We start from the raw sequence: 26732 nt of genomic DNA on the forward strand, positions 1-26732 counted from the left end.
CAATTTGCGGTTGCGCACAGGCGCGCGGCGCAGTCAATCACTCCGGGCGGTGCCCGGTTGTTCGTGCAGCTCGTATCACATAGGAATATCGACAATGGATTTCATTAACGCCGCAATCCTCGGCATCATCGAGGGGATCACGGAATTTCTTCCGATCTCCTCCACCGGGCACCTGATCATTGCCGAACACTGGCTGGGCGGGCGCTCCGAGACCTTCAACGTGGTCATTCAGGCGGGCGCCATTCTGGCGGTGACGCTGATCTACTGGCGCCGCATCGTCAGCCTGCTGACCGGCTGGAACGACCCCGAGGCGCGGGCCTATCTGGGCAAGATCCTGATCGCCTTCGGAATCACCGGCGTGCTGGGGCTGATCGTCAAGAAGCTGGGCTTCGAGCTGCCGACCGAGATCACGCCGGTGGCCTGGGCGCTGGTCATCGGGGGCTTCTGGATGCTCGCGGCCGAGGCCTTTGCCGCCAAGCTGCCGGACCGCACGAAGGTGACGCTGACGGTGGCGATTGCGGTGGGTCTGGGGCAGATCGTGGCGGGGGTTTTTCCGGGCACCTCGCGCTCGGCCACCACGATCTTTGTGGCGATGCTGTTCGGGCTGTCAAACCGGGCGGCGGCGACCGAGTTCGCCTTTCTGGTCGGCATCCCGACGATGTATGCCGCCAGCGGCTATGAGCTGTTGTCGCAGTTCAAGGATGGCGGCGGCATCGAGGAAGACTGGACAGCGCTCGGCGTGGCCTTCGTGTTTTCCACCATCACGGCCTTCATCGCGGTGAAATGGCTGCTGGGGTTCATCCAGACGCACCGCTTCACGGCCTTCGCGATCTACCGGATCCTGTTCGGTGGCGCTTTGCTGGCCGCAGCTTCGGCGGGCTTTCTGGCCTGACCGATGGGGGCTGTCGCAGGACGGCCCCCGAGACGCGCCGGGGCTATCTCCGCAGGACGATGGCAGCGTGATAGGCCGGGTCGCCGTAGGCCGCCATACGCATGAGGGTGCCCAGATCAACCGGGATGCAATCGACATCCGCGAGGGTCTCGGCATCGTCGGGTTCGGCCCAGGGATCATTGAGCAACACGCTGCCGTTGTCTTCGGCGTGCACCAGCACCCAGTGCGGCGCATGCTCGGCGTGGGTGTGGCACTGGTCGATCAGCAGGATGACCTGCGCGCCCTCCCGGATCAGGCGGGTCAGCTCTGCGCCGGTCAGCGCCTGTGGGTGGACGCGCAGGGTGCGGCGGGCTTCGGCGCGAAATTCGGCCTGCACAAAGCGCATCAGCTCCTGCTTTTCGGCACTGTTGCCACGGTCCAGCAGGATGGCGGTGTCGCTATCGAACCAGACCTCGACAGTCAGACCGCGCCGGGCGGCGGCCAGCGCGACGCCGTAGGGATCGCAGCCGCCCGGGCCGTTCAGCCCGATCAGGGTCGTGGCTTCGCGCCAGAGGGCGATTTCGGTGCTGCGGCTGACAGTGCGCTCCAGCGCCATGGCGAGGGCGACGGGGCCACAGGTGAACCCCGTGGTCTGGGTGAACTGGCCGGTGTCATGCGGGCTGGTGATTGCTGGGCCGATCCAGTGCTGGGCATAGCCGCGCCCGGTGTCGGCAAGGTGCAGGGCGCGGATCGCCTCCGGCCAGTCGGGCGTGGCGCGGATCAGGCGGGCCTTGCGCGCGGCGGCGAAGGCCATGACAGCGGCGGCGAGGGCGGGGCGATCCGCCTCGGCGCAGTGCCAGCCGACAAGCAGCAGCATCTGAGACGTGCGCCTTTGCCGGAACACGGCATAGGCCGACACCGGATCGCCAAGGCCGACGGCGAGGATATGCGCGGCCTTCTCGTGCTCGGTCGGGGCGGCCCCGGCGGGCAGGTCGGCGCAGCTGATACGGTGGGGTTCGGTGTCGCGTGTCCGGGTCATTGCGTGACCTCCGTGGCGAGATGGGCGATGCAGTCTCCGCGTACGACAAGGCCGGGATGGCGCAGGCAGAAGACGGTGCCGGGGCGGGCGAAATAGTGCGGGTGCGGGGCGTCGGCAAGGTCCTCGGTGCTCCAGATCGCGCCGCAGAGATGGCCGGTGTCGACGCCATCGCCCAGATCAACGGCGGGTTCGAAGATGCCCGCGCGGCTGGCGTAGACGTAGTGATCGCGCCCCATGATGCGGTATTCGGTGGCGGGGGCGCGCGCAGGCAGGGCCGCATCGATCAGTCCCCAATGCGCCAGAAGCCGGCGCAATCCATCCTCTACCAGCGCGATGCCGGAGCGGGAGACCGAGCCGCCGCCGCCGAACTCTCCGCCGAGCGAGACGACCTGCTGGCGGTTCGCTTCGGAGGTCGAGAGGCGGGGATCGGGGGAGTAGTCCCAGATGACGATCCGTTCGGCCCCGAAGGCGCGGGCGGAGGCGAGGGCGGTGTCGTCGACGTCTGCCACGCCACTGCGCCGGGTCGAGACGAAGGGCAGATATTGCAGGGACGAGCCGCCGGCGTGGATGTCGTGAAAGTAGTCTGCCATGGGCAGCAGCACCGAGGAGAGGTAGTGCGCGATCGCAGCGGTTGGCCCGCCAAGCGGATCGCCGGGGAAGGCGCGGTTGAGGTTGCCTCCATCCTCGGGCGAGGTGCGCAGACCGGCGCGAAAGGCGGGCGCGTTCAGCATCGGCAGGGCGATGATGCGGCCGCGCACCTCGGCCGGGGTCAGGCTGGCCAGCAGTTTGCGGATGGCGACGGGACCTTCATATTCATCGCCATGGGTGCCGCCGGTCAGCAGGACGGTGGGGCCGGGGCCGCCAGACAGCACGGCGATGGGGATCGTCAGTACGCCGTAGGCCGAACGGTGCACGGAATGGGGCAGGCACAGATCGCCGGTCTGATAGCCTGTGGCGTCGTAGTCGACGGTGGTCCAGATCGCAGAGGGGGTCACGTCAGGGTATCCTCGGTGGCGCGGCGCGCGGCGGCGGCCCGGTAGAGCTGCAGAGCCGCCAGCATCCGCGCAGGGGGTGTGAGTGTGGTGGGAACGAAAGCGGGCAGGTCATCGCTGCGCCAGCAGGCGACGGCGTGGGGTTTGGCGTCGTGCGGTGGTTTATCCGTCGCGCAGATGGCCTGAGCCTGCGGGCAGCGGGTGCGGAAGGTGCAGCCGGAGGGTGGGGCAAGCGGGCTGGGCACCTCTCCGGTCAGTTTCATCCGGGGGCGGCTGGCAGCGGGCAAAGGCTCCAGCGTGGCGGCGATCAGGGCGCGGGTATAGGGGTGGCGCGGGCTGGCGAAGACCTGTTCGGTGGGGCCTTCCTCGACAATGCGGCCCAGATACATGACGGCGACGCGGTGCGAGATATGACGCACCAGCGACAGCCCGTGCGAGATGAACAGCAGGGCGACACCTGTCTTGGCCTGAATCTCCTGCAGCAGGTTGGCGATCTGCGCCTGCACCGAGACATCGAGCGCCGAGACCGCCTCGTCACAGACGATCAGTTCGGGTTCGACCGCGAGGGCGCGGGCAAGGGCGACACGCTGGCGCTGGCCGCCGGAGAGTTCATGGGGATAGCGTCTGCCGATCTCGGGGCGCAGGCCGACGAGGCTCAGCAGACTGTCGAGGCGGGCCGGGATGGCGGCACGCGGCGCGAGATCATGCAGCAGGATCGGCTCGGTGATCAGGGCACCGACGGTCATCGTGGGGTTCAGCGAGCCGAAGGGGTCCTGAAACACGATCTGGATCTGGCGGGCGCGGGCCTTGCCCGTCTGGGCGGTCTGGCCGTTGACCTGCATCTGGCCGGAGGTGGCCTTGTGCAGCCCGGCAACGATCCATCCCAGAGTGGACTTGCCACAGCCGGATTCCCCGACCAGCGCCAGCGTTTCGCCCTTGTGGATCGTCAGGGTGATGTCGTCCAGCGCGCGCAGCACCAGCGGTTTGCCAAAGGCGCTGCCCTTCAGGCGGAAGTCCTTGCTGAGGTGGGTGAGGTGCAGAAGGCTCATGTGCGGGCTCCCAGAGTTTCCAGCAGCGGCGCGTAATGGCAGGCGGTGAGACGCGCGGGCCCGAGGCGGCGGAGCTGGGGCCGGACGGTTTCGCATGTGCCATTGGCGAAGGGGCAGCGGGTATGAAAGTGGCATCCCGGTGGCATGTGGCGCGGATCGGGGACGGTGCCTGTGATCGGCAGCATCGGCGCGCCGCGCTGGCTGAGCTGGGGCATCGAGCCGAGCAGACCGAGCGTATAGGGATGTTCGGGGCTGTCGAAGAGGTCAGCGGCCGAGGCCATCTCGACCATCCGCCCGGCATAGAGCACGGCCACGCGGTCGGCCATTTCGGCGACGACGCCCATGTCATGGGTGATGAAGATCGTCGCCGTGCCCACCTCACGCGCGAGATCGCGGATCAGGTCGAGGATCTGCGCCTGCACGGTGACGTCGAGCGCGGTGGTCGGTTCGTCTGCGATGAGCAAGCGGGGGCGGTGGATCAGCGCCATGGCGATCAGCGCCCGCTGGCGCATCCCCCCCGACAGCTGATGCGGATAGGCGCGGGCGCGCACGTCCGGCGAGGGGATGCCGGTGGCGGCCAGAGCCTCGACCGCGCGGGTATGGGCCCGCACGCGGGGCATGTCATCGTGCAGCAGGATCGCCTCGACCAGCTGATCGCCGATGCGCTGCACGGGGTTGAGGGCGGTCGCGGGCTCCTGAAAGATCATCGCCATGTCGCGCCCCCGCAGGGCGCGCTTGTCGCGCTGGCCGAGGCTGGCCAGATCCCTGCCGTCAAAGCTGAGGTGGTCGGCGGTCATCGTGGCCGTGGGTGGCAGCAGGTTCATCAGCGCCAGTGACAGGACGGATTTGCCCGAGCCGCTTTCGCCCACGACCGCCAGCGTTTCGCCCGGGCTGACGCCGAGACTGACGCCCTGCAGGGCGGGCAAGGGCCCGTGATCGGTGCGAAAGCTGACCGACAGGTTGTCGACGCGCAGCAGGGGCGCGGTGGTCTGGGGGGCCGGCAGGCTCTGCATCTTCATTGCGCCCTCCGATCACCGGCGTCGCGCAGGGCATCGCCGAGCAGGTTGAACGACAGCACGATCGCGAAGATCAGCAGCGAGGCCGCGGTCGAGACATGCGGCGCGATGAACAGGAAGGCGCGCCCTTCGGCGGCAATACCGCCCAGCTCGGCCGTGGGCGGTTGCAGGCCCAGACCGAGAAATCCCAGGGTCGCGGCCAGCAGGATCGCATCACCAAAGGCCAGCGTCGTATAGGTCAGGATCGGTGGATAGGCATTGGCCAGCAGGTAACGCGTCAGCAGGCGGTGATCGGGCAGGCCGATGGCGCGGCCGCTCTCGATATAGTCCTGTGTCATCACCGACAGGGCTGCGCCGCGCGAAATCCTTGCGATGCCGGGCATGACCGACAGGCCGACGGCGAGGATGAGGCTGTCGAGACCCGGCCCCAGGATCGCCGCAAGTGACAGGCCGAACAGGATCGAAGGGAACGACAGTAGCACATCGACCAGGCGCATCAGCACGCCGTCGAGTTTGCGGTAGAACGCAGCGCACAGGCCAATGCTGCCGCCCAGCAGCGCGCCAAAAGCGGTTCCCGCGCAGCCGATCATCAGGGTGGTGCGCGCGCCGTAGAGCAGGCGGGTCAGCATGTCGCGCCCCTGACTGTCGGTGCCCAGCAGATGGCCGTTGCCGGGGCCTTGCAGGCGCTGGCGCAGGGCGGTTTCGTAGGGATCGAAGGACGTCAGCAGCGGCGCGAAGATTGCGGCCAGCGCAATGGCGAGCAGCAGGCCGAGGGCGAGGGCGGCCATGGGGTTGCGCCGCAGTCGGGGGGGAAGCCGTCGGGGGCGGCGCGGCAGGGTGAGGGTGTCGCTCATGTGCGGGCTCCCAGTCTGGGGTCGGCAAGTTCGTTCAGCAGGTCGACGGCGACATTGACGATGATGAAGGCCGAGGCGAGGAAGATGATCGCGCCCTGTGCCATCGGATAGTCCCCGGCGATGATCGCGCCGACCGCCAGACGCCCGACCCCGGGCCAGGAAAAGATCGTCTCGGTGACGACAGCGCCGCCCATGAGAGAGCCGATCTGCAACCCGATCAGCGTGATCACCGGCAGGATGGCGGTGCGCAATGCGTGGTTCAGCACGACGCGGGTTTCTGAGGCACCCTTGGCGCGGGCGGTGCGGACGTGATCGGCATGCAGGGCATCCGACAGGGTGGTGCGGGTCATCCGCGCGATGGGTCCGATGAGGATCAGCCCGAGGGCGGTCGCGGGCAGGGCGATGTGGCTGAGCCCGTCCAGTGTCCAGAGCGGACCTCCGCGCCCCTGGATCGGAAAGGCGCGGGTGCGCACGGCAAACTGGATCATCAGCAGGCCGACCCAGAACACCGGGATAGACACGCCCATCACGGCCAGTGTCATCACCATCCGGTCGATGATCCCGCCGCGCCTGAGCGCCGCGAGTATGCCAAGCGCCAGAGCCGTCGGCACCGCCCAGAGCATGGCGGCGCACATCAGCTCAACCGTGGGGCCGATGGCGCGCAACAGCTCGGCGCTGACGGAGGCGTTGTTGATGACGGAGTGGCCCATATCACCGGAGAGCACCCGCTGCAGATAGTAGAGGAACTGCACGATCAGCGGCTGATCCAGCCCGAGGTGACGGCGGATTGCCTCGATCTCGGCCTCGGTGCCCTGCGGGCCGGCGATGGCGACAGCGGGATCGGCGGGGATCACCTGCAGCATCAGGAAGCCGATCAGCAGAACGCCGGTCAGAACGACAAGAGAGACGGCGGCGCGGCGCAAGAGACGAACCATCATGCGGGTCTGGTCCCGAGGCGCCCTGCCAGCGCGCGGCAGGCAGGGCGGTTGCGGGTAAGCCGATTCACTTCAGCGCCAGCGACAGGCCCGTGCCGAACGCGGCACCCGAGATCCCGGCGGGCGAGAAGGGCGCGATGCGTGGCCCGAATGCGACGGTTGGTGTCTCCAGCAGCAGGGGTTTCCACAGGACGGCTTCGTGCAGGTGCTTGCCGAGGGCCATGAAGGCGGCGGAGCGCGCCGCATCCGTCGTGGCGGTATTGCCCGCCTCAAGCAGACGGTCGGTTTCGGGGTCGTTCCACATCATCCGGTTCGGCGAGGGAATGGAGGCGGAGCTGAAGTAGAGGTTCAGCGCATCGCCCGCGTTCAGATAGGGGTAATCCATCTGGAACAGGTCATAGCTTTCCTCGCGCAGCTTGGCCCAGATCGCGGTGGAATCGAACAGCTCGACCTTGAGGTCGATGCCGACCTTGCGCAGATCCCCCTGGATCGCCTCGGCCTGTTCGCGGGCGCTGTTGAAACCGTAGTAGGTCAGCGTCAGGGGCGTGCCGTCCTTCTGCCAGAAACCGTCTGAGCCCATGGTGAAGCCTGCGCCTTCCAGCAGGGTGCGGGTCTTGTCGGGATCAAAGGTGAAGGGGCTGGTGTCGGTGGTCGGATCGTAATCCAGCGCGGCTTCGGAATAGTAAGAGTCCGCCGCATCGACGGTGCCGAAGAAGATGGCATCGGCAATGGCGGACTGGTCGATGGCGTGACTGATCGCCTCGCGCACATGCACGTCGCCCATGTTGGGACGCGAGGTTTTCATGCCGACGTAGTGGGTGCGGAAACTGGCGGCAGGCTGCGCCAACTGGATCGAGGGGTCGGCCTCCAGCTGGGCGATGGACCATGAGGGCAGGGAATAGGTGGCGTCGATTTCGCCCGCCTGCAGGCTGGCGACGAGGGTCGATTCCTCGGGAATGATCTTCCAGACGACCTTGTCGACCCTGGCAGGGCCGCTGTTGCCAAGCGCGGGCGATCCCCAGTCATAACCGTCATGACGGGTCAGCACGACGGCGTCGTTGGGCTGCCAGCTGTCGAAACAGAACGCGCCGGTGCCGTTGAAGGCGGTGACGCCGAAATCATCCCCCAGAGCCTCGGCCTCAGCGGGATCGATGATGATGAAGTTGAACTGCGCCATCTGGAACAGCAGGCCCGAGCTGGGGGCGCTCAGTTTATAGACCACGGTGCTGTCGTCCGGGGCGGTGACGCTGTCGACCATGCCGGCCTTCCAGGTGCTGACATAGGGGCCATCGGGTGTCAGCCAGCGCTGCATCGAGCCGACGACATCCTGCGCCGTGAGCGCCTTGCCGTCGCAATAGGTGACGCCGGGCTTGAGGTGGAACGTATAGGTCAGGCCGTCCTCGGAAACCTCCCAGCGTTCGGCCAGTGCGGGCTCCACGGACTTGAGATCATCGCTGAGGGTCACCAGCGTGTCGCCCACCATATAGAGCACCTCGGCGGCAGCGAGAGAGCTGGAGCGCTGCGGATCATAGCGGTCGGCGTCGTAGGTGCGCCCGAGGGTGACGACGCCGGCCTGCTGGGCGAGCGCCGAGGTGGCAATGCAGCTCAGCAGCAGCGTGCCGGCGAGGCGCGACAGGGTGACGGGGGGCGGGAAAGAGGACGGACGTGGCATAGGGGGACTCCTGTTGAAGGTGGCTTGACCGCAGTGCGCACCCCTCCCAGTCCGGCAGGTCATCAGGAGGGGCGGTATCTGCGACGCGCCGCTTGGCATTTGTTTGCTTTTATTGAGACCACGATAGGCGCGTTCTGCAGCGCGGCAAAACGACGAATGGGCGTGAATTCATTCCTTTGGGGAATGAACTTCGGGGCCCTGCGCGGTCTTCGCCTCCTCCAGCATCCAGCGGCGCAGGGCGGCCAGAGCGGGCATCTCGATCTTGCGTTCGGGATGGACCAGAAAGTACGACCCCGGGGTCGGCATGGCGCGCTGAAACGGGCGGTCCAGCTCCCGGGCGTCGATGTGTTCCTGTGCCATGAAACTGGGCACCAGACCGACGCCAAGGCCATGGCGCGCGCCGCGGATGATCATGTCGAAGGTGTCGAAACGGCTGCCGCGAAAGGCGTCGGTGCTGTTCAGATCGCCCGCCTCCAGCCAGTGTTTCCAGTCGCGGGGCCGGGCGCGGTGATGCAGCAGGGGCAGCAGGTCCAGGGCGGCGGTATCCTCGGCCGCAATAAGGCCGGGGGCGCAGACAGGCGTCATCTCCTCTCCGAACAGACGGTCGGAGGGGCCGCCGGGCCAGGAGGCTTCGGCGTAGAAGATCGCCGCATCGATGTTTTCCTGCATCATGTCGAAGGGCCACTGCCGCGAGGTGACGTTCAGCGAAATGTCTGGATGGAGGGCAGTGAAGCCCGCCATGCGCGGCAGCAGCCAGTGATTGCCGAACGAGGGCAGGGTTGCGATGTTCAGCGTGACGCCACCGGGCCGGAAGGACAGCGTCTCCATCGTCGCTTCCTCCATGATTTCAAGTGCTTCGCGGATACGGCTCAGGTAATGCGCGCCTGCCTCGGTGAGCACGATACGCTGGCGGACGCGTTCGAAAAGCTGCGTGCCCAACCAGCTTTCCAGCCCGGCGATGCGCTTGGACACGGCAGACTGGCTCATGTTCAGTTCTTCGCCCGCGCGGGTGAAACTGCCATGGCGCGCCGAAGCTTCGAACACGGTGAGAGAGGGCAGCGAGGGCAGAACGCGGCGCATGGGGCCTCCTTTGCAAGACTGGAAAAAGACGACCATTTCGCCCGGCCCGGTGCAAGGGAATGTTGAGCGGGACGGCGGCGCGCGGCACGGGCTGATCACACTCTTGTCATTGCCATTCTTCGGACCACACGATAGCAATTCGCCGGACCAAGATGTCAATGAGGGAGGACATTCGATGTTTTTGACTAAAATGCACAGCGCCGCTTTGCTTGCAGGGATCGCCACGCTGGCCGCAGGGGCCGCTTTTGCCCAGACCGAAGTGAAGATCGCCTACGCACTGGCGCCGGACTCGCACTATGGTGTGGCGGCGCAGAAGTGGCAGGATACGGTCGAGGCAGAGACCGACGGCAAGTTCACGTTCCGGCATTTCCCCTCGTCAGCCCTTGGTGGCGAGCGTGAGGTGATCGAGGGGCTGCAACTGGGCACTGTCGAGGCGACGATCGTGTCGACCGGGACGCTCAGCAACTTTGTCCCCGACACTGGCGTCACCGATATTCCGTTCCTGTTCCGTAGTTTGGAGCATGCGCGTCATGTGCTGGATGGCCCGATCGGGCAGGAGATCCTGGCCAAGTTCGACGATGCCGGTCTGGTCGCCGTTGCCTGGGGCGAGCAGGGCTTTCGCCATATCACCAACAACCGCAACCCGATTGAAACGCCCGAAGATCTGGCGGGCATGAAGCTGCGGACGATGGAAAACCCGGTGCACCTGGCGGCGTTCAACGCGCTTGGCGCGGCGCCGACGCCGATGGCCTGGCCCGAGGTGATCGGGGCGCTGCAGCAAGGCACCATAGACGGGCAGGAAAACCCGCTGTCGGTGATCGTGTCGGCGAAGCTGAACGAAGTGCAGAAGTATCTGACGCTGTCGGGTCACGTCTATTCGCCCGCCATGCTGTTGATCTCCAAACCGTTCTGGGAAGGTCTGTCGGACGAGGACAAGGCCGCCTTCATGGATGGCGCGGTTCAAGGTGCGGCTGCGATGCGTGGCTTTGTCGACGATGTCGAGACCAGCGGCGTCGAGACGCTGAAAGAGCGCGGCATGGAAGTGAACACCCTGTCGGCGGAGCAGAAAGCGGCCTTCCGCGCCTCGGTCGAGAGCGCCTATGAAGAGTACTACGATATCTACGGCAAGGACCTGATCGACCGTATTTCGGCGACCGAGTAATCCTTTGACCCCACACTTGATTGGCCGGTGGCAGATGCCGCCGGCCAATTTTTGCTTTTTACCGGAGGAAAGATGCGCAGGCTGGAACGCTTATTCGTGGCGCTGAACGGAGCTGTCGTGATCGCGATGCTGTCGTCGATGGCGCTGATTGTCGGGGCCAATGTGGCACTGCGCTATACCACCAACCATTCGCTGCCCTGGGCGGACGAGGCGGCGCGCTATCTGATGATCTGGATGACCTTCGTTGGGGCCGGGCTGGCGCTGCGCTGGGGTGGCCATGTGGCGATCACCAACCTGCATGATGTGCTGAGCACCCGCAGTCAGCAGATCCTGCGCGTTGTCATCGTGCTGATATTGCTGATCTTCTTTGCCTTCATGGTGCATGTCGGCCTGCAATACATGGACCGCGCCCGGTTTCAGAAAACCCCGGCGATGCGCCTGTCGTTTCTCTATGTCTATGCCGCGATGCCGGTCGGGTTCAGCCTGCTGATCGTGCATCTGCTGCTGATCGTGGGGCCGTTCATCCGTGCGGGCCAGTATAAACAGGAAGAGGGCGACGTGAACGCCATCTCGGGTGCTGCCAATGGTTGAGATCCTCTTTGCGTCGCTGTTCGTGCTGATGGTGCTGGGCCTGCCGGTGGCCTTTGCCATGGCGATCTCGGTCTTCGTGGCGATTGGTCTGGGCAGTTCCTATCCGCAGATCGTCGTGGTGAAGGAGATGTTCTCGGGGCTCGACAGCTTTCCGCTGCTGGCGGTGCCGTTCTTCATTCTGGCCGCCGAGATCATGACCGGCGGCGCGATCACCCACACGCTGCTGCGCTTTGCCTCGCAGTTCGTCGGGCATCTGCGCGGCGGTCTGGGCTATGCCAATGTAATCTCGTCGACGATGTTCGCGGGGATCTCGGGCTCGGCTTTGGCCGACGCAGCGGGCCCCGGCGCGATGATGATCAAGATGATGGAAAAGGGCGGGTATGATCGCGCCTATGCCGGGGCGCTGACGATTTCCAGCGCGGTCATCGGGCCGATCATTCCGCCGTCCATCGTGATGATCATCTATGCACTGCAGGACGAGGCGGTCTCGGTCGGCTCGCTTTTCATGGCGGGCGTGATCCCGGGGCTGTTGCTGGGGTTGGGCAATCTTGTGGCGAATGGCGTCGTCAGCTGGAAGCGGGATTACCGCAGTGACGCGCCGCGCCCCGACCGGGCCGAGATGCTGCGCACCACCGTCAAGGCGCTGCCGGCGCTTGGGCTGATCGTGCTGATCGTCGGCGGCATCCGGGGCGGGATCTTCACGCCGACCGAGGCCTCGGTCATGGCGGTGTTCTATGCGCTGTTCTGCGGCATGGTGATCTACCGGGCGCTGCACTGGCGCGATCTGCCGGGGATCATCCTGCGGGCGGCGCTGATCAGTGCTGCGGTGCTGCTGATCCTCGGGGCGGCGCGGGCCTTTGCCTGGGTGCTGGTGATCGAGGGGCTGCCGCAGTTTCTGGCGCAGACCATCATCAGCTGGGATCTGTCGCCCATCGTCTTCCTGCTGGCGGTCAACCTGCTGATGCTGATCTTCGGGCTGTTCATGGACCCGCTGCCGGGTGTGATGATCCTGGTGCCGATCCTAGCGCCGATCAGCCATGCCCTCGGGATTGCGCCGGACCACTTTGCCATCGTTGTGATCGTGAACCTGACGCTGGGGCTGACGACGCCTCCGGTGGGCAGTCTGATCTTTGTCGTCTCCTCGGCGGCGAACCTCAAGCCAGCGGCGCTGGTGCGGGAGATGCCGCCGTTCTTTCTGGCCAACCTGATCGTGCTGATGCTGCTGACCTTCGTGCCGTTGCTGAGCACATGGCTGCCAAGGATCAGCGGTTACTGAGCGCGGCGGAACATCAGCAGTTTCGAGAGGTCATCCTTGTGCGCGCCATGGCCCTTGTCGCCATAGATGCGTACAAGGGGCATCTGGAGCTGGTCGATCGCGTCACCAAGCGCGTCGAGCTTGTCGCCAAAGCCCTGCGCCTGCCAGTGCTCGGCGTGCACCGAAATCACCGCGAGGCCACCGGGGGCGAGGATGCGCACCACCTCGTCCAGCGCCTCGGGCCCGACATGGCCTGTGGTGAAGGTCCCGGTTGAGACGGCACCGGCGTAGGTGCCATCGTCGACGGCCAAACGCTCCAGCAGGTTGCCCTCGAACAGAGTTGCGTAGATGTCTTTGCGCCGTGCCACGGCGAGCATTTCCGGCGAGAGGTCGGTGGCATCCACCGGGGTGATGTTGAGCGCGCGCAGCGCCGCGCCGCACAAGCCGGTGCCTGCGCCGAGGTCAAGGACGGGGCCGCGCCCGCCGGCGTCGGCGAAGGCTTTAGCCACGGCGCCGGGCAGGGCGAAATCCATATCGGCGGCAAAGCTGCTGTCATAGGTATCCGCCCAGACGGCATAGAGCCGCTTGCTGTCGTCGGGGGTGCGCAGTCGATAGGCGGCCTGAAGATCGGTTTTGTCTGTCATGCAAGCAGCCTAGGGGCCGGGAGGGCCCCTTGTAAACGTCTGCCTGAGGTTTGCGGGTTTTGGCCCGGTCGCTGCCTGCTTAACGGTCGTCGCGGGGTGTGCCGGTTGTGCTGGCAGCCTCAAGCCGGTCGGCCTCGGCACTGTGTTCGGCGGCGGCGGCGCTGATCTTGTGCTTGTCTTCCTCGCTGAGGGTGTCGCGGCCTGCGCCCTCAAGGTTCACCTTGACCTCGCGGCGGGCGAACTGGATGCCAGCCTTTTCAAACTCTTCCTTGACGCGGGTGTAGACCTTCTTGCGGATCATGAACTGCGCGCCGGGCTTGTGGGTGAACTTGCCCCGGATGACGATGCCGTGGTCGTTGTATTCATAGACGCCCTGGCTCTTGAACGGTTCGATGAAGCCCTGACCAAGCTCGGGGTCGTCCAGCATCTCCTGGCCGATCTTCTTGAAGATCTTGCGGACCCTTTCGACGTCGGTGTCGAAGGGCACGGTAAAGCGCAGCTTCATGATGCCCCAGTCGCGGCCATAGTTGGTCACGGTGTTGATCTCGGAATAGGGCACGATCAGCACAGGGCCCTTGGCATCGCGCAGGCGCAGCGAGCGCAGGGAAATCCGGTCGACCGTGCCGATGGAGCCGCCCGCATTGACATATTCGTTCAGCCGGAAGGCGTCGTCGATCAGGAAGAACATCCCCGAAATCACATCGCTGACCAGTTTCTGAGAGCCGAAGCCGACGGCGATGCCGATGATCCCGGCACCGGCCAGCAGCGCGGTGACATCGACGCCGAGGTTGGCGAGCACCATCAGGACCGTCATGGTGAGGACAAAGAACTGCAGCGTCACGCTGATCGGCGGCAGGATGGTCCCGAGGCGGGTTGTCGCGGGCGCGCCCATGCCCTCGCCCTCAGAGGCATGGGCGGCGTCGCCTTCGCCGGGTTGCTCTCCCGCAAGGCGGACGTTGATCAGCAGGCGCACGGCTTCCCACACCAGATAGCCGCAGACGGTGATCAGCGCGACCCGGACAACCGTGCTGGCGAGCGGTTCGCCCACCCCGGCGGTGGCCATGCCGATGGCGGTGATGTGCCAGAGGCGGGCGGTCGCCAGAATGACGGCGCCAAAGACCAGCACGCGGCCAATGCGGATATAGGCGCGGCGGCTGGCCCGGTAGGCCTGTTGCGCCATCGGGCCTTCGCCCTCCATATCCGGCATGAAGTGGCGCACGATGGCATGGATCAGGGTGTCGAGCAGCGGTGCGACCAGCACGATCACCATGCTGACGAAATGCCGACCGCCCCCCAGAACGCCGGTGGCGTTCATCACGTTGGCCCCGACACAAAAGAGGTAGGTTGCGATGATCGCGACCACGGCAAGGTAGGGATAGGCGCGGATCGACCAGGCATCGAAGCGTGTCAGTTCTCGTCTGTCACCCGCCATGATCGAGCGCCAGCCGTTGCGGGTATAGATGAACAGCAGCAGCATCCATCCGAAGAAAAGCACGTTGAACCAGTGCCAGAAACCGGGCGCACCGCCAAAGCTGCGGTTCAGGGTGGACATCGCGAAGGTGAAGCCGACGCCATAGGCGATGCCGACGAAGTTCCAGTATATCACCTTGATGATATGGTCCGGGGCGGTCAGCAGCGGCGGCTGACGGTGGGTCGACGCAAGAAAGAACCGAAGCAGGATGATGGCAAATCGCGGCACGAACACGATCCAGAAGACGATCTGCGCGACCAGTGGCACGCGCTCATCAGGCTTGAGAAGCTGCAGCACGCCATAGGCCGAGAGCGTGAATATGAGGGCGCCGATCACTTCGTATTGCATACGGGACGCGGCGTAGCGCAGGCTTTGCATCAGGTTTGTGCTGTGCTCGCGCTGCATGCGGGACTTCGGGGTGCGAAAGACAAACCAGTGCATGGCTTTACTTGCCAACATGCCAACCACGATCGCGAGGGTCGCCGCGATCAGCATGCGGCGCACGCCACCCGGCCCGAGGCGGTCGGAAAACCGCTGCAGTACCGCACCTTCGGCCGCCAGAAAATCTGGCAGGTGGGTGAAGTTGAAAACCGTCGACTGCCACATGCGCCGCATCGTTTCCGCCAGGAGGGCACTCACGCTCTCATAGGGGGAGGTGGCGGCGCTGGCTGGATCGCTGGCGACAGCGTCCAGACGCTCCAGAAGCAATGTGCGGACTTCAGCGTCCGACAGGCGGGCGATCAGCGCATTGATCGACTCCGGTGTCAGCGGATCGGGCAGGGTGATCGGCTCAGGGGCTGCCTGGGCATGGGAGGAGGTCGTGAGATTGACAGTTTGCGCCGCAACCGGAGCCGTGGCGAGCCCGGCGAGCAATACCAGAAAGGCGCCAAGACGGAAAAGAACAGCGCGCATTTTCTCTCCTGCTGCCAGCTTGCCGCAGGGTAACAATGCGCACCGGTCGTGACAATGGATCAATGCGCCGAGGGCGGCTGATTTGGGCATGGCGCGGTGCAAAACGGATCCATGCCCAAGGCCATGGCGCTAGAGGAGGGAGACCGTGCCCGTTGCAATCTCGTAGTGCGCGGCGACGGCCCTCAGGTTTCCGGCCGCTGCCAGCTCGGCCAGGATCGGCCCTTGGGTCTGGGCGCGCTCGGCATTGCTTCGGGCGTTCTGCGCTGTGGCTGCGGCCAGAAGATTTTCCGGCTCACTGGGCATGACCTCGTAGACGGCGGGGCGGATTGCGTTGACGAGGCTGGGCAGGTGGCCCGGCGGCAGGGTGTTGTCCTGGATCGACGCGATGGTAGCATCGACGGCGCCGCAGGCGCTGTGGCCAAGCACGACGATGAGCTTGATGCCAAGAACTGCGGCGCCATATTCGAGACTGGCGAGCCCGTCTTCGTTGATGAAGTTTCCGGCAAGGCGCACGACGAAAAGCGCGCCCGGCCCCTGATCAAACAGCAGTTCCGGTGCGACACGCGAATCCGAGCAGCTGACGATCGCGGCGAAGGGTTGCTGCCCGGCGGCGCGGGCGGCGCGCCCGACCGAGTGGTCGATGTTGATCGGCGCGTTGGCGATATAGCGGGCATTGCCGTCCATCAGGCGTTGCAGGGCGTCCTCAGGCGTGGCGGGTGCGGCCTCGCTGGTCTGCGCCTGCGCCGCGGAAAGCGTCGCGCCGGCGGCGGCAAGCGCCAGCGTGCCCGCCATCAAATGCCGCCGGGTGACCTTGGGGTCTGCGTGGTCGTTGCACATGTCGGTTTCCTCTTTTGGGGGTCAGTGTCTGGAATAGGTCTGAAAGAGGTGCTGCATCACCTCGCCCACGGCGGTGTCGGCGGTCCGGCCGGGGAAGTTCGTCAGCACGACGACCGCCAGATCCTGCGCAGGATCAATCACCAAGCGGGCCAGGTTCATCGCGTTCGAGCCGTTGTGTGTCAGCAACGGAGTGTCGGCCCAGTCAAAATCGACCACCCCCCAGCCGAAGCCATAGGCACCGGTGCCCGGTGTTCCCGGCGGTGGGTTGAGGCGCACAGGGGTCTGAACGTGGACGGACTGGATCACGTGCAGCGTCTCGGGCGTGACGAGGGCCGGACCCCGCCGTCCCTGACCGGCGTTCCAGCCGGCCCAGCTGGCGTAGTCCAGGACCGACATATGCACGTTGCCGGCCGGCCCGAGGATGGGCGGCATATCCGCAGCCGGTCCCCAGAGCATCGCCACGACGGCTCCGTCCGTGCCGATGCGGTGACCGATGGCGGCGTCGATGCGCCCGAAAGTGGCCTGCGGGCCGAGCCCCGCCGTCTTCAGGCCGAGGGGGTCGAAGATGCGATCGAATATCAGGGTTTCCCATGGCTGGCCGCTGACCTTTTCGATCATCGCACCCACAATCATGTAGCCGAAGTTGGAATACTGGAAGGGCGAGCCCTCAGGCACCTTCAGCTCATGGTCTTTCCAGGCATCGATCCCGCGCAGGCGCAGATCCTTCGGGTTCTCGTCAAAGGCGTTGTCGTTGAAATAGATCTCAAGCATCGGCTCGTCATCGGTCGGGATGCCGCTGCTGTGGGACAGAAGCTGCTCAAGCGTGGCGGCGGAGAGGGTATCGCTCATCCCCGGGATGTCATCGCCCAGAACCTCGCCTACGGTGGAGGTCCAGCGCAGCTGCCCCTCCTCAACCATCATGCCCGCAAGGGTCGCCGTCATGGATTTGGCGTTCGAGCCGAGGTGAAAGCGGTCCTGCAGAGTGACCGGAGTGGTGCCGCCGTAAACGCGCGTGCCCACAGCGGCGGCGGCGATGACGGTACCGTCCTGCACCACAGCGGCGGCCAGCGCAGGAAGGTCGTAGGTGGCGCGGATGTCTGACAGATAGGGCGCAATGTCGTGAGATTGCGACAGCACCGGGGGCGCGACCCCCAGCAGCAGGAGCGCGACCGCGAGCGCATTGCGTAGCCTGGTGCGGCGCGTGGCAGAGGTGCCTTGAGGGTGCATCTGGTCATGCCCTTTCCTGCGTGCCTCGCCGTTCACAGGCGGGCGGTTCAAGTATGAAGCAGGGTCATGGTAGGCAGGGGTGGATTTGGGGCGCTATCCGAAAACCGCAAATGATGCGGGCGTGGCTTTACGTGCGGATGCAGCCAGCGTGGCGGATGGCGCTTCGCCAAAATGGCGTTTGTAGTCGCCCGCAAAGCGGCCAAGATGTTCAAAGCCGAGCTGCATCGCCACTTCGGTGACGGTGGTTGCCTGTGGGTCGCCGTCGCGCAGCGCGGCGCGGGCCTTGTTGAGGCGACACAGCCGAAGATAGGCGACGGGCGACAGGCCCACATAGCCGCGAAAGGCATAGTAGAGGCTGCGTTCAGACACGCCGGTTGCCGCACAGAGGTCTGCGACGCGCGGCAGGTGGTCCTCGTCCTGCCAGTCCTCGACGCAGGTTCTGGCGGCGCGGCAGATGCGCAGCGCCCGCCAGCCCGAGGGCGGCGTGCCGGTGTCCTCCTCTGACGCGCTCATCAGCTGGAGAACCGTGTGAAACACCCGGCGCGCCAGCCTCTGATCATCCCAGTCGTGGCCCCGTGCGGTGGCGTGGCGGACGGCGCCAAGGCAGGTCGCGAGCAGACCCGAGAGGGCCGCCCTGTTATGGCTGTTGAATACCATCAGCTGCAGCGGTGCGCGGTCCCATCGTCGCGGGTTGAGCGCCCGGGCGTCGCGCATCAGGGCCGCCTGATCGAGGCTGACATAGGTGGTCTGCACGCCGCTTGGCACGAAAAGATCGAAGGCCGTGTGCTCTGGCATCAGAAAGACCTCATCCCCGACGGCGCCGGGGTGATCCGAGAAACGGAAGCCGGGATCGGCGGTGCAAAAGGAGATCGTGCAGAGATTGGCGGGCGTCACGCCCAGCTTCTGGACGGCTGTGAGCTGGCGCTCCTGCACGATCTGCAGGGTGCCGAGGTCCAGACTTGCAAAATCGGCGAGGTGCTGGCCGCGGCTGAGCTGGACACAGTCCATCTCGATCCAGGGTTGCAGGGCGGCCTGTTGCCCGACATCCGCGATATCGGCCGCATGAAACCGCGCCTTGGCGGCGATGTCTGCCACGGGTGCGGCAGTCTGGGACGCGGCTGACATCATCTGGCTCACCTCCAGGAAAGCCACCCTAGGGTGAACTGGTGCGGGTTTAACTCGCGCAAGGATTGACCCGGAGGGCGCGCGCGTCAAGGGGCGAGCAGGGTGACGACGCGGGCGGTCTAGCGCTCAGGCACGCCCTTGGCGCGCAGAAGCCGCTTTTGCGCGGCGATGCGGAAGGGGGCGTTCGGGGCGCCAAAACCGCGATAGCCTGCGTCGCGCTGCAGGATTTCAAAGAACACGCCCCCCGCAAAAGCGCGGGAGTAGCACTGGAAGAAGGCCCCGCCGTCGTCGCGGTCATAGAGCACGTTTGCCGCTTTCATCCGCGCAAGCAGGCCCGTGGGGAAGTCGAAGCGTGAGGCGAGGTCATCATAGTAGTTGGGTGGCATCGGCAGGGGGGTAAAGCCGAGGGCTGAGAGTTTCTCAAGCGTGGCGAAGATATCTTCAGTGGCCAGTGCGATGTGCTGGACCGATGCCCCGAAGGTTTCCGACAGGAATGTCCCTGCGAGGGTCCGGTGACTGTCTGCGCCATTGAGTGTCACGCGCAGCGCGCCATCGGGCGCTTCGACCACCTGAGAGCGCACCAGCCCATCGGGATCGATGACATCCACCATCGGGGATTTCTTCATGTCGAAAAGCGAGGTGTAGAACAGCGACCAGCTCAGCATTTCGTCATAGGTCATGGTCTGGGCGATGTGGTCGACCCGGGTCAGCCCGGCGCCTTCGGGGCGGCCGGAGGCTGCGAATTCGATGTCCCAGACCCGGTCCAGTCCGCTTGCCGCGTCGATGAAATGCAACACGGAGCCTGACAACCCGCGGATGGCGGGGATGTCCAGCTCTCCCGCGCCGGCGGGCTGTCTGAAGGCATCGGCCCCGAGCGCCTCGGCCCGTGCGACGACATCGGCGGCAGAGCTGACGGACAGGCCGATGTCACATATCGTCGTGCCACGGGCGGTGAAGGTCGCACCGGCGTGGCCCGTAGTCTCTTGGTTCACCACGATCCTGATATCGCCCTGCTGCCACAGCGTCACGGCCTTGTTCAGGTGACGCCCGGCACGGGCAAAACCAAGGCTCTGCAGCATGGCTTCGAGCCGCTTTGCCTCCTCCCCGCGCGAGGTGAATTCAAGGAAACTGACCCCCTCAAGCGTCACGCGCGCAGGCATCAAAGGCACATCGAGCGCGAGGTCCGGTTCCTGCCGGCGCACGTCATCCATCAGCGACACCAGTGAGCGGTAACCGTCCTGCGCTGTCGCGCGGGCCAGGCCGCCACGAAACTGGTCGTTGAAGATCTCCAGACTGACCGGGCCGCGATAGCCGGTCGCCATCACGGCGCGCATGAAGGCGGTGACGTCGAGATCACCTTCGCCGGGCATGTTGCGAAAGTGGCGCGACCAGTAGAGCAGGTCCATCTCGATCAGCGGTGCATCGGCCAGCTGGACGAAGAACACCTTGTCGCCGGGGATGCGACGTATGGTTTCGGGGTCGATCTTGCGCGCCAGCGTGTGAAAACTGTCGAGAATGATACCGATGTTGGGGTGATCCGCGCGCCGGACAATCTCCCATGCGTCGCGGTGGTCGTTGACATGTTTGCCCCAGGCCAGCGCCTCGTAGCCGACGCGGATGCCACGCCTGGCGGCGCGCGCGCCGAGCTCGGCAAAGTCATCGGCTGCGCGGTCGATGCCGCCAAGCGCCTGCGGGTGGCAGGAGGAACAGATCAGCACCAGATCTGTTCCAAGCTCTCCCATCAGATCGAATTTACGCTCGGCCCGGTCAAAGGCCTTGGCCCGCAGCGGCTCTGGCAGGCCTTCAAAGTCGCGGAAGGGCTGGAACAGCAGGATCTCCAGCCCGTGATCGCGTGCCATGCGTCCGACATCGGCGGGGCTGCCATCATAGGCGATGAAGTCCTGCTCAAAGATCTCGATGCCATCATATCCCGCAGCGGCAATGGCCTCCAGCTTTTCGGTGAGGGTGCCGGAGATGGACACAGTGGCGATGGAGGTTTTCATCACGCTCACCCCTGATAGCCAAGAAGGCGCGGCAGGAAGAGCACGAAATCTGGCACGAAGGTGATGATGATCAGGGCGACCATCAGGGCAAGGATGAAGGGCCAGATGTCGCGGATGATCCTGCCGATCGGCTGATTGGTGATGTTCGCGGTGATGAAGAGCAGCAGTCCGTAGGGTGGTGTGATCAGCCCGATCATCGTGTTCACCACGACGATGACGCCAAAATGCAGCAGGTCTATCCCCATGGCCTGCACCGAGGGAATGAGGATCGGCACGATGATCAGCAGGATCGCGCCCCCCTCCAGCACCATGCCAAGCGCGAGCAGCAGCAGGTTTATCACGATCAGAAAGCCGACGCGGCTGAGCTCGTAGTGGCTGAGCATCTCGGCGATGGTGAGCGGCAGGTTTTCCCGCGTGATCACATAGTTGAACGTGATGGCCCCGGCGACCAGAATACCCACGTTCGCAGTGGAGCGCGCCGAGCCCAGCAAGGCCTTGTAGAAGTCCTGAAAGCTGACGGAGCGATAGATCGTCACCGAAATGATCAGCGCGTAGAAGGCGGCGACGGCCGCGGCTTCGGTCGGGGTCATGATCCCGCCATAGATGCCGCCCAGCAGGATGACCGGCAGCATCAGCGCGGGCAGGGCGCGCCATGTGATGCCGGGCAATTCGCGCAGAGGGACGATTTCGTCAACGGGAAAGTTGTGTTTGCGGGCCATGATATAGTTCATCACGGCCATAGAGAAGGCCATCAGCAGACCGGGCAGCATCCCGGCGGCGAACAGAAAGCCGACCGACTGATCGGACACGATGGCGTAGAGGACCATCGGGATCGACGGCGGGATGATCGGGCCGACGGTGGCGGTGGCGGCGGTGATGGCGGCAGCATAGCTGGCAGTGTATTTTCCATCGCGGGTCATCATGTTGATGATGATCTTGCCCATGCCGACGGCATCCGCCACGGCCGAGCCGGACATGCCCGAAAAGATCAGCGACGAGACGACGTTCACATGCCCCAGACCGCCGCGATAGCGCCCGACCAGAGCCTGGGCAAACCGCAGCAGACGATCGGCAAGCGAGCCGATGTTCATGATGTCGGCGGCAAGGATGAACAGCGGGATCGCCAGAAGGGTGTAGTTGTTGAACAGGCCCTGCAACATCGTTTCAGACGCGATGGAGGGGTCGAAGCCCTTCAGGATCAGGTAGACAAAACTGCCTGCGATCATCGACAGACCGACAGAGGCGCCCATGATCGCCAGAACAGCGATCAGGATCAGGGTGAGGGTGAAGGGATCAATCATAGTCGTGGGTCTCTGCCTGTTGCGCGGTGGTGAGTTTCGCCCCGGCGCCGGTGATCCCGACCCAGGCCGAGATCAGCCCCCGCACGACAACCGAAAGCGCGAAGGGGATGTAGATCACGAACACCCAGAAGAAGGGGATGCGCATATAGGCGGTCCGCTCGCGCATCATGAAGGAGATGTAGTCCCAGCTTGCCGGGATCGTGTAGAGGAACACCGCAGCCAACGTCAGACCGGTGATCACGTCCAGCACCCGGCGCCCTTTGGGCGGCAGGCCCGAATAGAGCACGTCGAGGCGGATGACCTCGGCCTCGCGCACGACGAAGGCATAGCCGAACAGGATGCCCCAGAGCCAGGCGATGGTCACCCATTCGACCGTCCAGCCAACCGGCAGGTTCAGAAAATAGCGAAACACGATTTGCAGCAGGAAGGCCACGAACATGCTAAACAGCATCAACGCCAGCACGTTTTCCGCGCGACGGCCCAACCAGCCCAAAGTGTTTTGAAGTCGCCCCATGATGTCCCCTCCCTGGAGATCGGCAGGCGAGGGGTCCCGCCTGCCCAGCCGTCTCAGACGTGGCGCTTACTGTCCGATGGCAACGATTGCATCGACCAGACCCTCGGGCCAGTCGGCAGAGAACTTGCTGTCGGCATAGACGCCCAGCACGTGCTTCTGGAACGCGGCGTTGTCGGGCATGTAAACGTCGACGCCAGCCTCTTCGATTTTCGCGCGCAGCTCGGTTTCGAGCCGGAGGGTTTCAGCGTCCAGGTCGGCTTCGAAGTTGTCCGCACAGCCCTGCACCTTGGTCTGCTGGCTCTCGGTCAGGGAGTTCCACTTGTCGAGGCCGATGGTGAATTCGTTGGCCGCGATGACATGCGCTGTGGTGCCCATGTGGGTCATCACCTCGTAGAACTTCATGCTGTAGGTGGCGGGAAAGCCGTTGTCCTGACCGTCGATGGCGCCGGTCTGCATGGCGGTGTAGACTTCGGTGAAGGGAACCGGCACAGGCGTCGCGCCCATTGCGGTGCCGATGAACTGCCAGCCCTCGCCCGGTGGCATCCGCAGCTTCATGCCCTTGAGATCCTCGGGCGTCATGACTTCCTTGTCGCCTTTGTAGCCGATGTGACGCGCGCCGATGTAGGGATAGGCGAGGATCTTGACTTCGGCCTTGGCTTCGATTTCGGCTTCGAGATCCTTCAGGACATCGGAATCATAGACCGCGCGCATGTGGTCGTAGTCGCGAAACAGGAACGGTGTGCCGAGCACGGATGTCGAGGGGACCTGGTTGTAGAAGTCGAAGATCGCCAGATTGCCCATGTCGAGGTTGCCCCGCTGCATGGCATTCATCTCGGTGCCTTGCTTGAACAGGGTGGCGCCGAAGTAGGGCTGAAAATCGAACTCGTCTCCCAGGCAGGCGCCAAAGCTCTCTTTCAGAATGACCGATCGGGGGTCGTTCTCAGCGACGGTGTCCGAATAGATCAGTGTGACTTTGTCTTGCGCCATAGCCGCCGTGGCGGCCATCAGGGCAATGGCAGAGATTGAGATGGTCAGACGCATGGTTTCCTCCCGTTACGCGTTCAGACTTGGTTTTCAAAGGCCTCGAACGTGGCCCGCATTCGTGCGGGGTCCGGCTCGAGGCCTGAGAAGAGTTTAAAGGCGCGCACGGCCTGAAAGACCGCCATGCCAGAGCCATCCAGGACCTGGCACCCGCGTGCACGCGCCGCGCGGAGCAATTCTGTTTCCCGAGGGAAGTAGACGATATCCGCCACCCAATGGCGCGGCTGGATCAGTGCGACATCCATCGCGGTGCCGGGCAGTTTGGCCATGCCCATGGGTGTTGCGTTGACGATGCCGTCTGCAAGGTCGGCCGCCTCGGCGAGCGAGGTCGGAACCTCGGCCCCGACCTGCGCGGCGAGATCATTGGCAAGCCCTTCGTCGCGATCAAAGATGAACAGGTTTTCGGTGCCGGTGTCGCGCAGCGCATGTGCGACCGCCCCGCCAGCGCCACCTGCCCCCAGCAGAAGTACGGCCTTGCGCGAGGCATCCGGCAGGCCCCGGCGCAGACTTTCGCCAAAGCCCCAGAAATCGGTGTTGTGGCCACGCCGTTTGCCATCCTCAAACACCACGGTGTTGACGGCACCCACCCTTTGCGCGGCCGGCGACAGCGCATCCAGCAGCGCGATCACGTCGCGTTTGTACGGGAAGGTAATGTTGAGCCCGGCGTAACCTTCGGCCTCGGCGCGCGCGATCAGGGTTTCGAGGCTGGGGGCCTCTGCCATCGTGTCGGGGTCGATCAGGTCATAGGTATAGGCCAGCCCAAGTGCTGCGCCCTCGGCCATGTGCATTCCCGGCGTACGGGATTGGCCGATGCCACGCCCCACGAGACCGACGCGCACGCTGGTTTGCGGGCTCAGGCTGCCTTGCGATGTGCTGTCTGCGAGCGGGCTCGTCCCCATGGTCCGGCAATCCTCCCATTGCTGTCCGAGTCACCCCGGAGTGCTGTCAAAATGGAATCAGGAGTACATTTCGTCAAGCCTTTTGTACTTCCCGTTTAATAATGGCTGTGCTAGCTTTTCCAGATCCGAAGGAGGGTGCATGTGGGCAAGCACTTGAACGAACAAGAAAAATCAAAGAGTGGCTGGAAGCAAAATCCCGAGGCCGTGCAGCGTGATATTATCGCCGCGGCCATTTTGGAGTTTGCAAAAAGCGGATTCTCAAGCGCGAAAATCGATGACATCGCGGCCCGCACCAAGACGTCGAAGCGGATGATCTACTATTACTTCGGGGACAAGGAAGGGCTCTATATTCAGGCGCTGGAAGCCGCATACGGCAGCGTACGGGTGGGCGAGAGGGCGCTGAACCTTGACGGTATGCCACCGCTGCAGGCGCTGGAGCGGCTTGTCGCCTTCACGTTCGATCACCATCGCCGCAACCCTGATTTCATTCGCATGGTGATGATCGAAAACGTCCATCACGCCGAGCATCTGCGCAGATCCAAAGTGGTGCGCGATGTGAACCTTGGTGCGATTTCGCGGCTTCAGGGCCTGATCGAACGCGGTGAAGCGGATGGTAGCTTTCGCCCCGGCCTCAATGCGACGGAGCTGCACTGGCAGATTTCGGCACTGAGCGTTTTCAATGTCTCCAACAAGCCGACCTTTTCCGCACTTTACGGCAAGTCGCTGTTCACCGCCGCGGGCCAGAAATCCCTGCGTGAGCGCGCAGCGGAAATGATCCTGGCTGCCGTACGAAATTCAGAAGGACCGACACGATGATCAATCCCCAAATCAATGACTTCATGGCGCGCTGGACGGCCGAATGGGCAACGCTGAAACCCGGTGCGACTGCGCAGGACCGGCGTGCGAAGTTTGAAGAGGTCGCGGCCAGCATGGCTCTGTCCGCGCCCGCCGACGTCGATATGAGCGTCGAGCACTGGGTGGACAGCGACAGCTCCGCAGGCAAGGTGCGCGTCCGGGTCTATCGCCATGCCGAGGGCGGTGCGCAGCCGGTGCTGATCTATCTGCACGGGGGGGCGTTCCTGCAGGGGTCGCCCGAAACCCATTCCGACATCACGGCGCGGATTGCCGCGTGGAACCGCCAGACTGTCATCAGCCTCGACTATGCGCTGTGTCCCGAACATCCGTTCCCGGCGGCGTTCGAGCAGACCTGCGATGTGGCACGTTGGGTGCGCAGCAATGCCGAAGCGCTCGGCATCGACCCGGACAAGATCGCGATTGGTGGTGACAGCGCGGGCGGTAACCTTGCGGCGGCTGTCGCGCTGGCGTTGCGCGATGAGCTGACCTTTGCGGCGCAGTTGCTGATCTATCCCTGTACCGAGTTTGACCTGACGCGGGAGTCGATGATCGCCAATGCCGAGGCGCCGCTCTTGCAGACGAAGGGGATGCCGGTCGTGAACCGGATGTATGTCGGCGGCGAAGCGAATGAGTATCTGCTGTCGGAGGATCCGCGCGTGGCGCCGTTTGTCGCAAAGGATCACTCCGGTCTGGCCCCGGCCTTTGTGGCGGTCGCGGAAAACGACCCGCTGCGCGACAGCGGCGTTGTCTATGCCGAGGCGCTGAAGGCGGCGGGCAATGATGTCACCCTCGACTTGGGCGAGGGGCTGATCCACGGCTATCTGCGCTCGATGGAGTACTGCACCGAGGCCGAAAACAAGCTGCGCAAGATGACCACATGGCTTGCGGAGACCTGCGCATGACGCCGGCCACACCGGGCCTTGAGCGGGTCTTTCAGATCGAAGCGGAGATTGAAGCGCCGAGAGGGTCCGGGCCCAGCCCGCTTGGGGAACGCCTGCATATTCCGATCCTTGGCGGCACGGTGCGCGGGCCTCGGCTGCAGGGGCGGGTTCTGGCCGGAGGCTCGGACTGGCCTGTTGTCGGGCCCGACGGCATCAGCCGGATCGATGCGCGCTATAGCATCGAGGCCGAGGATGGCACGCTGATCTATCTGGTCAACAGGGGCATGCGCACGTCCAGCGACGCGGTGCGGCAGCGCATGAGAGCCGGAGACGTGGTGCCGCCTGAGGATTACTACATGCGCAGCGTCGCCGTATTTGACGCCCCTGACGGGCCGCATCGCTGGCTGAGCGAGCATATCTTCCTGTGCTCCGTGGCGCCTGCTGGCAAGATCGTGCGGATCGATGTGTATCTTGTGACCTGACCTTTGCCGGGCGCGGCGGATTTG

Annotated in this window: 25 protein-coding genes; 7 read left to right on the top strand and 18 right to left on the bottom strand. The window is 64.7% G+C overall.

The features are described 5' to 3' along the window. Nucleotides 1-94 precede the first annotated feature (94 nt). Nucleotides 95-892 carry an undecaprenyl-diphosphate phosphatase gene (locus tag F3W81_RS03640; protein WP_193082307.1) on the top strand — a complete coding sequence of 266 codons (798 nt, stop codon included), beginning with the start codon at nt 95-97 and terminating at the stop codon, nt 890-892. 43 nt (nt 893-935) lie between these two features. On the opposite strand, the gene F3W81_RS03645 is transcribed toward F3W81_RS03640, so the two are convergent. The 8 genes from F3W81_RS03645 to F3W81_RS03680 form a co-directional block, all read right to left on the bottom strand. Further along, nucleotides 936-1910, bottom strand: a complete 975-nt coding sequence (locus F3W81_RS03645) for a peptidase C39 family protein (RefSeq protein WP_193082308.1) — start codon at nt 1908-1910, stop codon at nt 936-938. Beyond that, complete coding sequence (locus F3W81_RS03650; protein WP_193082309.1) at nt 1907-2905, bottom strand: succinylglutamate desuccinylase/aspartoacylase family protein; 999 nt, start codon at nt 2903-2905, stop codon at nt 1907-1909. The genes F3W81_RS03645 and F3W81_RS03650 overlap by 4 nt, the downstream gene beginning before the upstream one ends. Next, nucleotides 2902-3951 (bottom strand): ABC transporter ATP-binding protein, encoded by a 1050-nt coding sequence (locus F3W81_RS03655; protein WP_193082310.1) that lies wholly within the window; start codon nt 3949-3951, stop codon nt 2902-2904. The genes F3W81_RS03650 and F3W81_RS03655 overlap by 4 nt, the downstream gene beginning before the upstream one ends. Next, nucleotides 3948-4970 (bottom strand): ABC transporter ATP-binding protein, encoded by a 1023-nt coding sequence (locus tag F3W81_RS03660; RefSeq protein WP_226941838.1) that lies wholly within the window; start codon nt 4968-4970, stop codon nt 3948-3950. Before F3W81_RS03660 ends, F3W81_RS03655 begins: the two co-directional genes overlap by 4 nt. Further along, entirely contained in the window at nt 4967-5821 is an 855-nt protein-coding gene (locus F3W81_RS03665; RefSeq protein ID WP_193082311.1) for an ABC transporter permease, read from the bottom strand. The genes F3W81_RS03660 and F3W81_RS03665 overlap by 4 nt, the downstream gene beginning before the upstream one ends. Continuing rightward, complete coding sequence (locus F3W81_RS03670) at nt 5818-6759, bottom strand: ABC transporter permease (protein WP_193082312.1); 942 nt, start codon at nt 6757-6759, stop codon at nt 5818-5820. Before F3W81_RS03670 ends, F3W81_RS03665 begins: the two co-directional genes overlap by 4 nt. A 64-nt stretch (nt 6760-6823) precedes the next feature. Next, nucleotides 6824-8428, bottom strand: a complete 1605-nt coding sequence (locus tag F3W81_RS03675) for an ABC transporter substrate-binding protein (protein WP_193082313.1) — start codon at nt 8426-8428, stop codon at nt 6824-6826. Nucleotides 8429-8596: 168 nt separating this feature from the next. Then, nucleotides 8597-9508 (bottom strand): LysR substrate-binding domain-containing protein, encoded by a 912-nt coding sequence (locus tag F3W81_RS03680; RefSeq protein ID WP_193082314.1) that lies wholly within the window; start codon nt 9506-9508, stop codon nt 8597-8599. A gap of 175 nt (nt 9509-9683) precedes the next feature. On the opposite strand from F3W81_RS03680, the gene F3W81_RS03685 reads away from it, so the two are divergent. The 3 genes from F3W81_RS03685 (at nt 9684) to F3W81_RS03695 (ending at nt 12537) form a co-directional block, all read left to right on the top strand. Then, entirely contained in the window at nt 9684-10670 is a 987-nt protein-coding gene (locus tag F3W81_RS03685) for a TRAP transporter substrate-binding protein (RefSeq protein ID WP_193082315.1), read from the top strand. A gap of 72 nt (nt 10671-10742) precedes the next feature. Further along, nucleotides 10743-11261, top strand: coding sequence for a TRAP transporter small permease (locus F3W81_RS03690; RefSeq protein WP_193082316.1), 519 nt, complete (start codon nt 10743-10745; stop codon nt 11259-11261). Then, nucleotides 11254-12537 carry a TRAP transporter large permease gene (locus F3W81_RS03695; protein ID WP_193082317.1) on the top strand — a complete coding sequence of 428 codons (1284 nt, stop codon included), beginning with the start codon at nt 11254-11256 and terminating at the stop codon, nt 12535-12537. Before F3W81_RS03690 ends, F3W81_RS03695 begins: the two co-directional genes overlap by 8 nt. On the opposite strand, the gene F3W81_RS03700 is transcribed toward F3W81_RS03695, so the two are convergent. The 10 genes from F3W81_RS03700 to F3W81_RS03745 all read right to left on the bottom strand — a co-directional run bounded on the left by F3W81_RS03700 (nt 12531) and on the right by F3W81_RS03745 (nt 24490). Further along, on the bottom strand, nt 12531-13160 hold the full coding sequence (locus tag F3W81_RS03700; protein ID WP_193082318.1) for a class I SAM-dependent DNA methyltransferase: 630 nt from the start codon (nt 13158-13160) through the stop codon (nt 12531-12533). The genes F3W81_RS03695 and F3W81_RS03700 overlap by 7 nt on opposite strands. Before the next feature lie 79 nt (nt 13161-13239). Continuing rightward, nucleotides 13240-15543 carry a mechanosensitive ion channel family protein gene (locus F3W81_RS03705; protein ID WP_193082319.1) on the bottom strand — a complete coding sequence of 768 codons (2304 nt, stop codon included), beginning with the start codon at nt 15541-15543 and terminating at the stop codon, nt 13240-13242. 129 nt (nt 15544-15672) lie between these two features. Then, on the bottom strand, nt 15673-16380 hold the full coding sequence (locus tag F3W81_RS03710) for a carbonic anhydrase (protein ID WP_193082320.1): 708 nt from the start codon (nt 16378-16380) through the stop codon (nt 15673-15675). A gap of 21 nt (nt 16381-16401) precedes the next feature. Continuing rightward, on the bottom strand, nt 16402-17607 hold the full coding sequence (locus F3W81_RS03715; RefSeq protein ID WP_193082321.1) for a serine hydrolase domain-containing protein: 1206 nt from the start codon (nt 17605-17607) through the stop codon (nt 16402-16404). A gap of 93 nt (nt 17608-17700) precedes the next feature. After that, the gene (locus F3W81_RS03720; protein ID WP_193082322.1) at nt 17701-18735 is read right to left on the bottom strand and encodes a helix-turn-helix domain-containing protein; all 1035 of its coding nucleotides are present in this window, start codon (nt 18733-18735) and stop codon (nt 17701-17703) included. Nucleotides 18736-18851: 116 nt separating this feature from the next. After that, complete coding sequence (locus F3W81_RS03725; protein WP_193082323.1) at nt 18852-20735, bottom strand: bifunctional sugar phosphate isomerase/epimerase/4-hydroxyphenylpyruvate dioxygenase family protein; 1884 nt, start codon at nt 20733-20735, stop codon at nt 18852-18854. 5 nt (nt 20736-20740) lie between these two features. After that, nucleotides 20741-22036, bottom strand: a complete 1296-nt coding sequence (locus tag F3W81_RS03730) for a TRAP transporter large permease (protein WP_193082324.1) — start codon at nt 22034-22036, stop codon at nt 20741-20743. Next, nucleotides 22029-22550, bottom strand: coding sequence for a TRAP transporter small permease (locus F3W81_RS03735; RefSeq protein WP_193082325.1), 522 nt, complete (start codon nt 22548-22550; stop codon nt 22029-22031). The genes F3W81_RS03730 and F3W81_RS03735 overlap by 8 nt, the downstream gene beginning before the upstream one ends. 66 nt (nt 22551-22616) lie before the next feature. Continuing rightward, nucleotides 22617-23591 (bottom strand): TRAP transporter substrate-binding protein DctP, encoded by a 975-nt coding sequence (gene dctP / locus F3W81_RS03740; RefSeq protein WP_193082326.1) that lies wholly within the window; start codon nt 23589-23591, stop codon nt 22617-22619. A 20-nt stretch (nt 23592-23611) separates the two neighbouring features. Continuing rightward, complete coding sequence (locus F3W81_RS03745) at nt 23612-24490, bottom strand: shikimate dehydrogenase (protein ID WP_193082327.1); 879 nt, start codon at nt 24488-24490, stop codon at nt 23612-23614. Between the two features lie 141 nt (nt 24491-24631). On the opposite strand from F3W81_RS03745, the gene F3W81_RS03750 reads away from it, so the two are divergent. From F3W81_RS03750 to F3W81_RS03760, 3 genes are read left to right on the top strand one after another with little or no spacing between them, the layout of a single operon-like run. Continuing rightward, on the top strand, nt 24632-25306 hold the full coding sequence (locus F3W81_RS03750) for a TetR/AcrR family transcriptional regulator (RefSeq protein WP_226941839.1): 675 nt from the start codon (nt 24632-24634) through the stop codon (nt 25304-25306). Next, nucleotides 25303-26247, top strand: coding sequence for an alpha/beta hydrolase (locus tag F3W81_RS03755; RefSeq protein WP_193082328.1), 945 nt, complete (start codon nt 25303-25305; stop codon nt 26245-26247). Before F3W81_RS03750 ends, F3W81_RS03755 begins: the two co-directional genes overlap by 4 nt. Next, nucleotides 26244-26708, top strand: a complete 465-nt coding sequence (locus tag F3W81_RS03760) for a DUF3237 domain-containing protein (protein ID WP_193082329.1) — start codon at nt 26244-26246, stop codon at nt 26706-26708. The genes F3W81_RS03755 and F3W81_RS03760 overlap by 4 nt, the downstream gene beginning before the upstream one ends. Nucleotides 26709-26732 lie beyond the last annotated feature (24 nt).

Source organism: Pseudooceanicola spongiae, from assembly GCF_014899185.1.
Classification (GTDB): Bacteria; Pseudomonadota; Alphaproteobacteria; order Rhodobacterales; family Rhodobacteraceae; genus Pseudooceanicola; species Pseudooceanicola spongiae.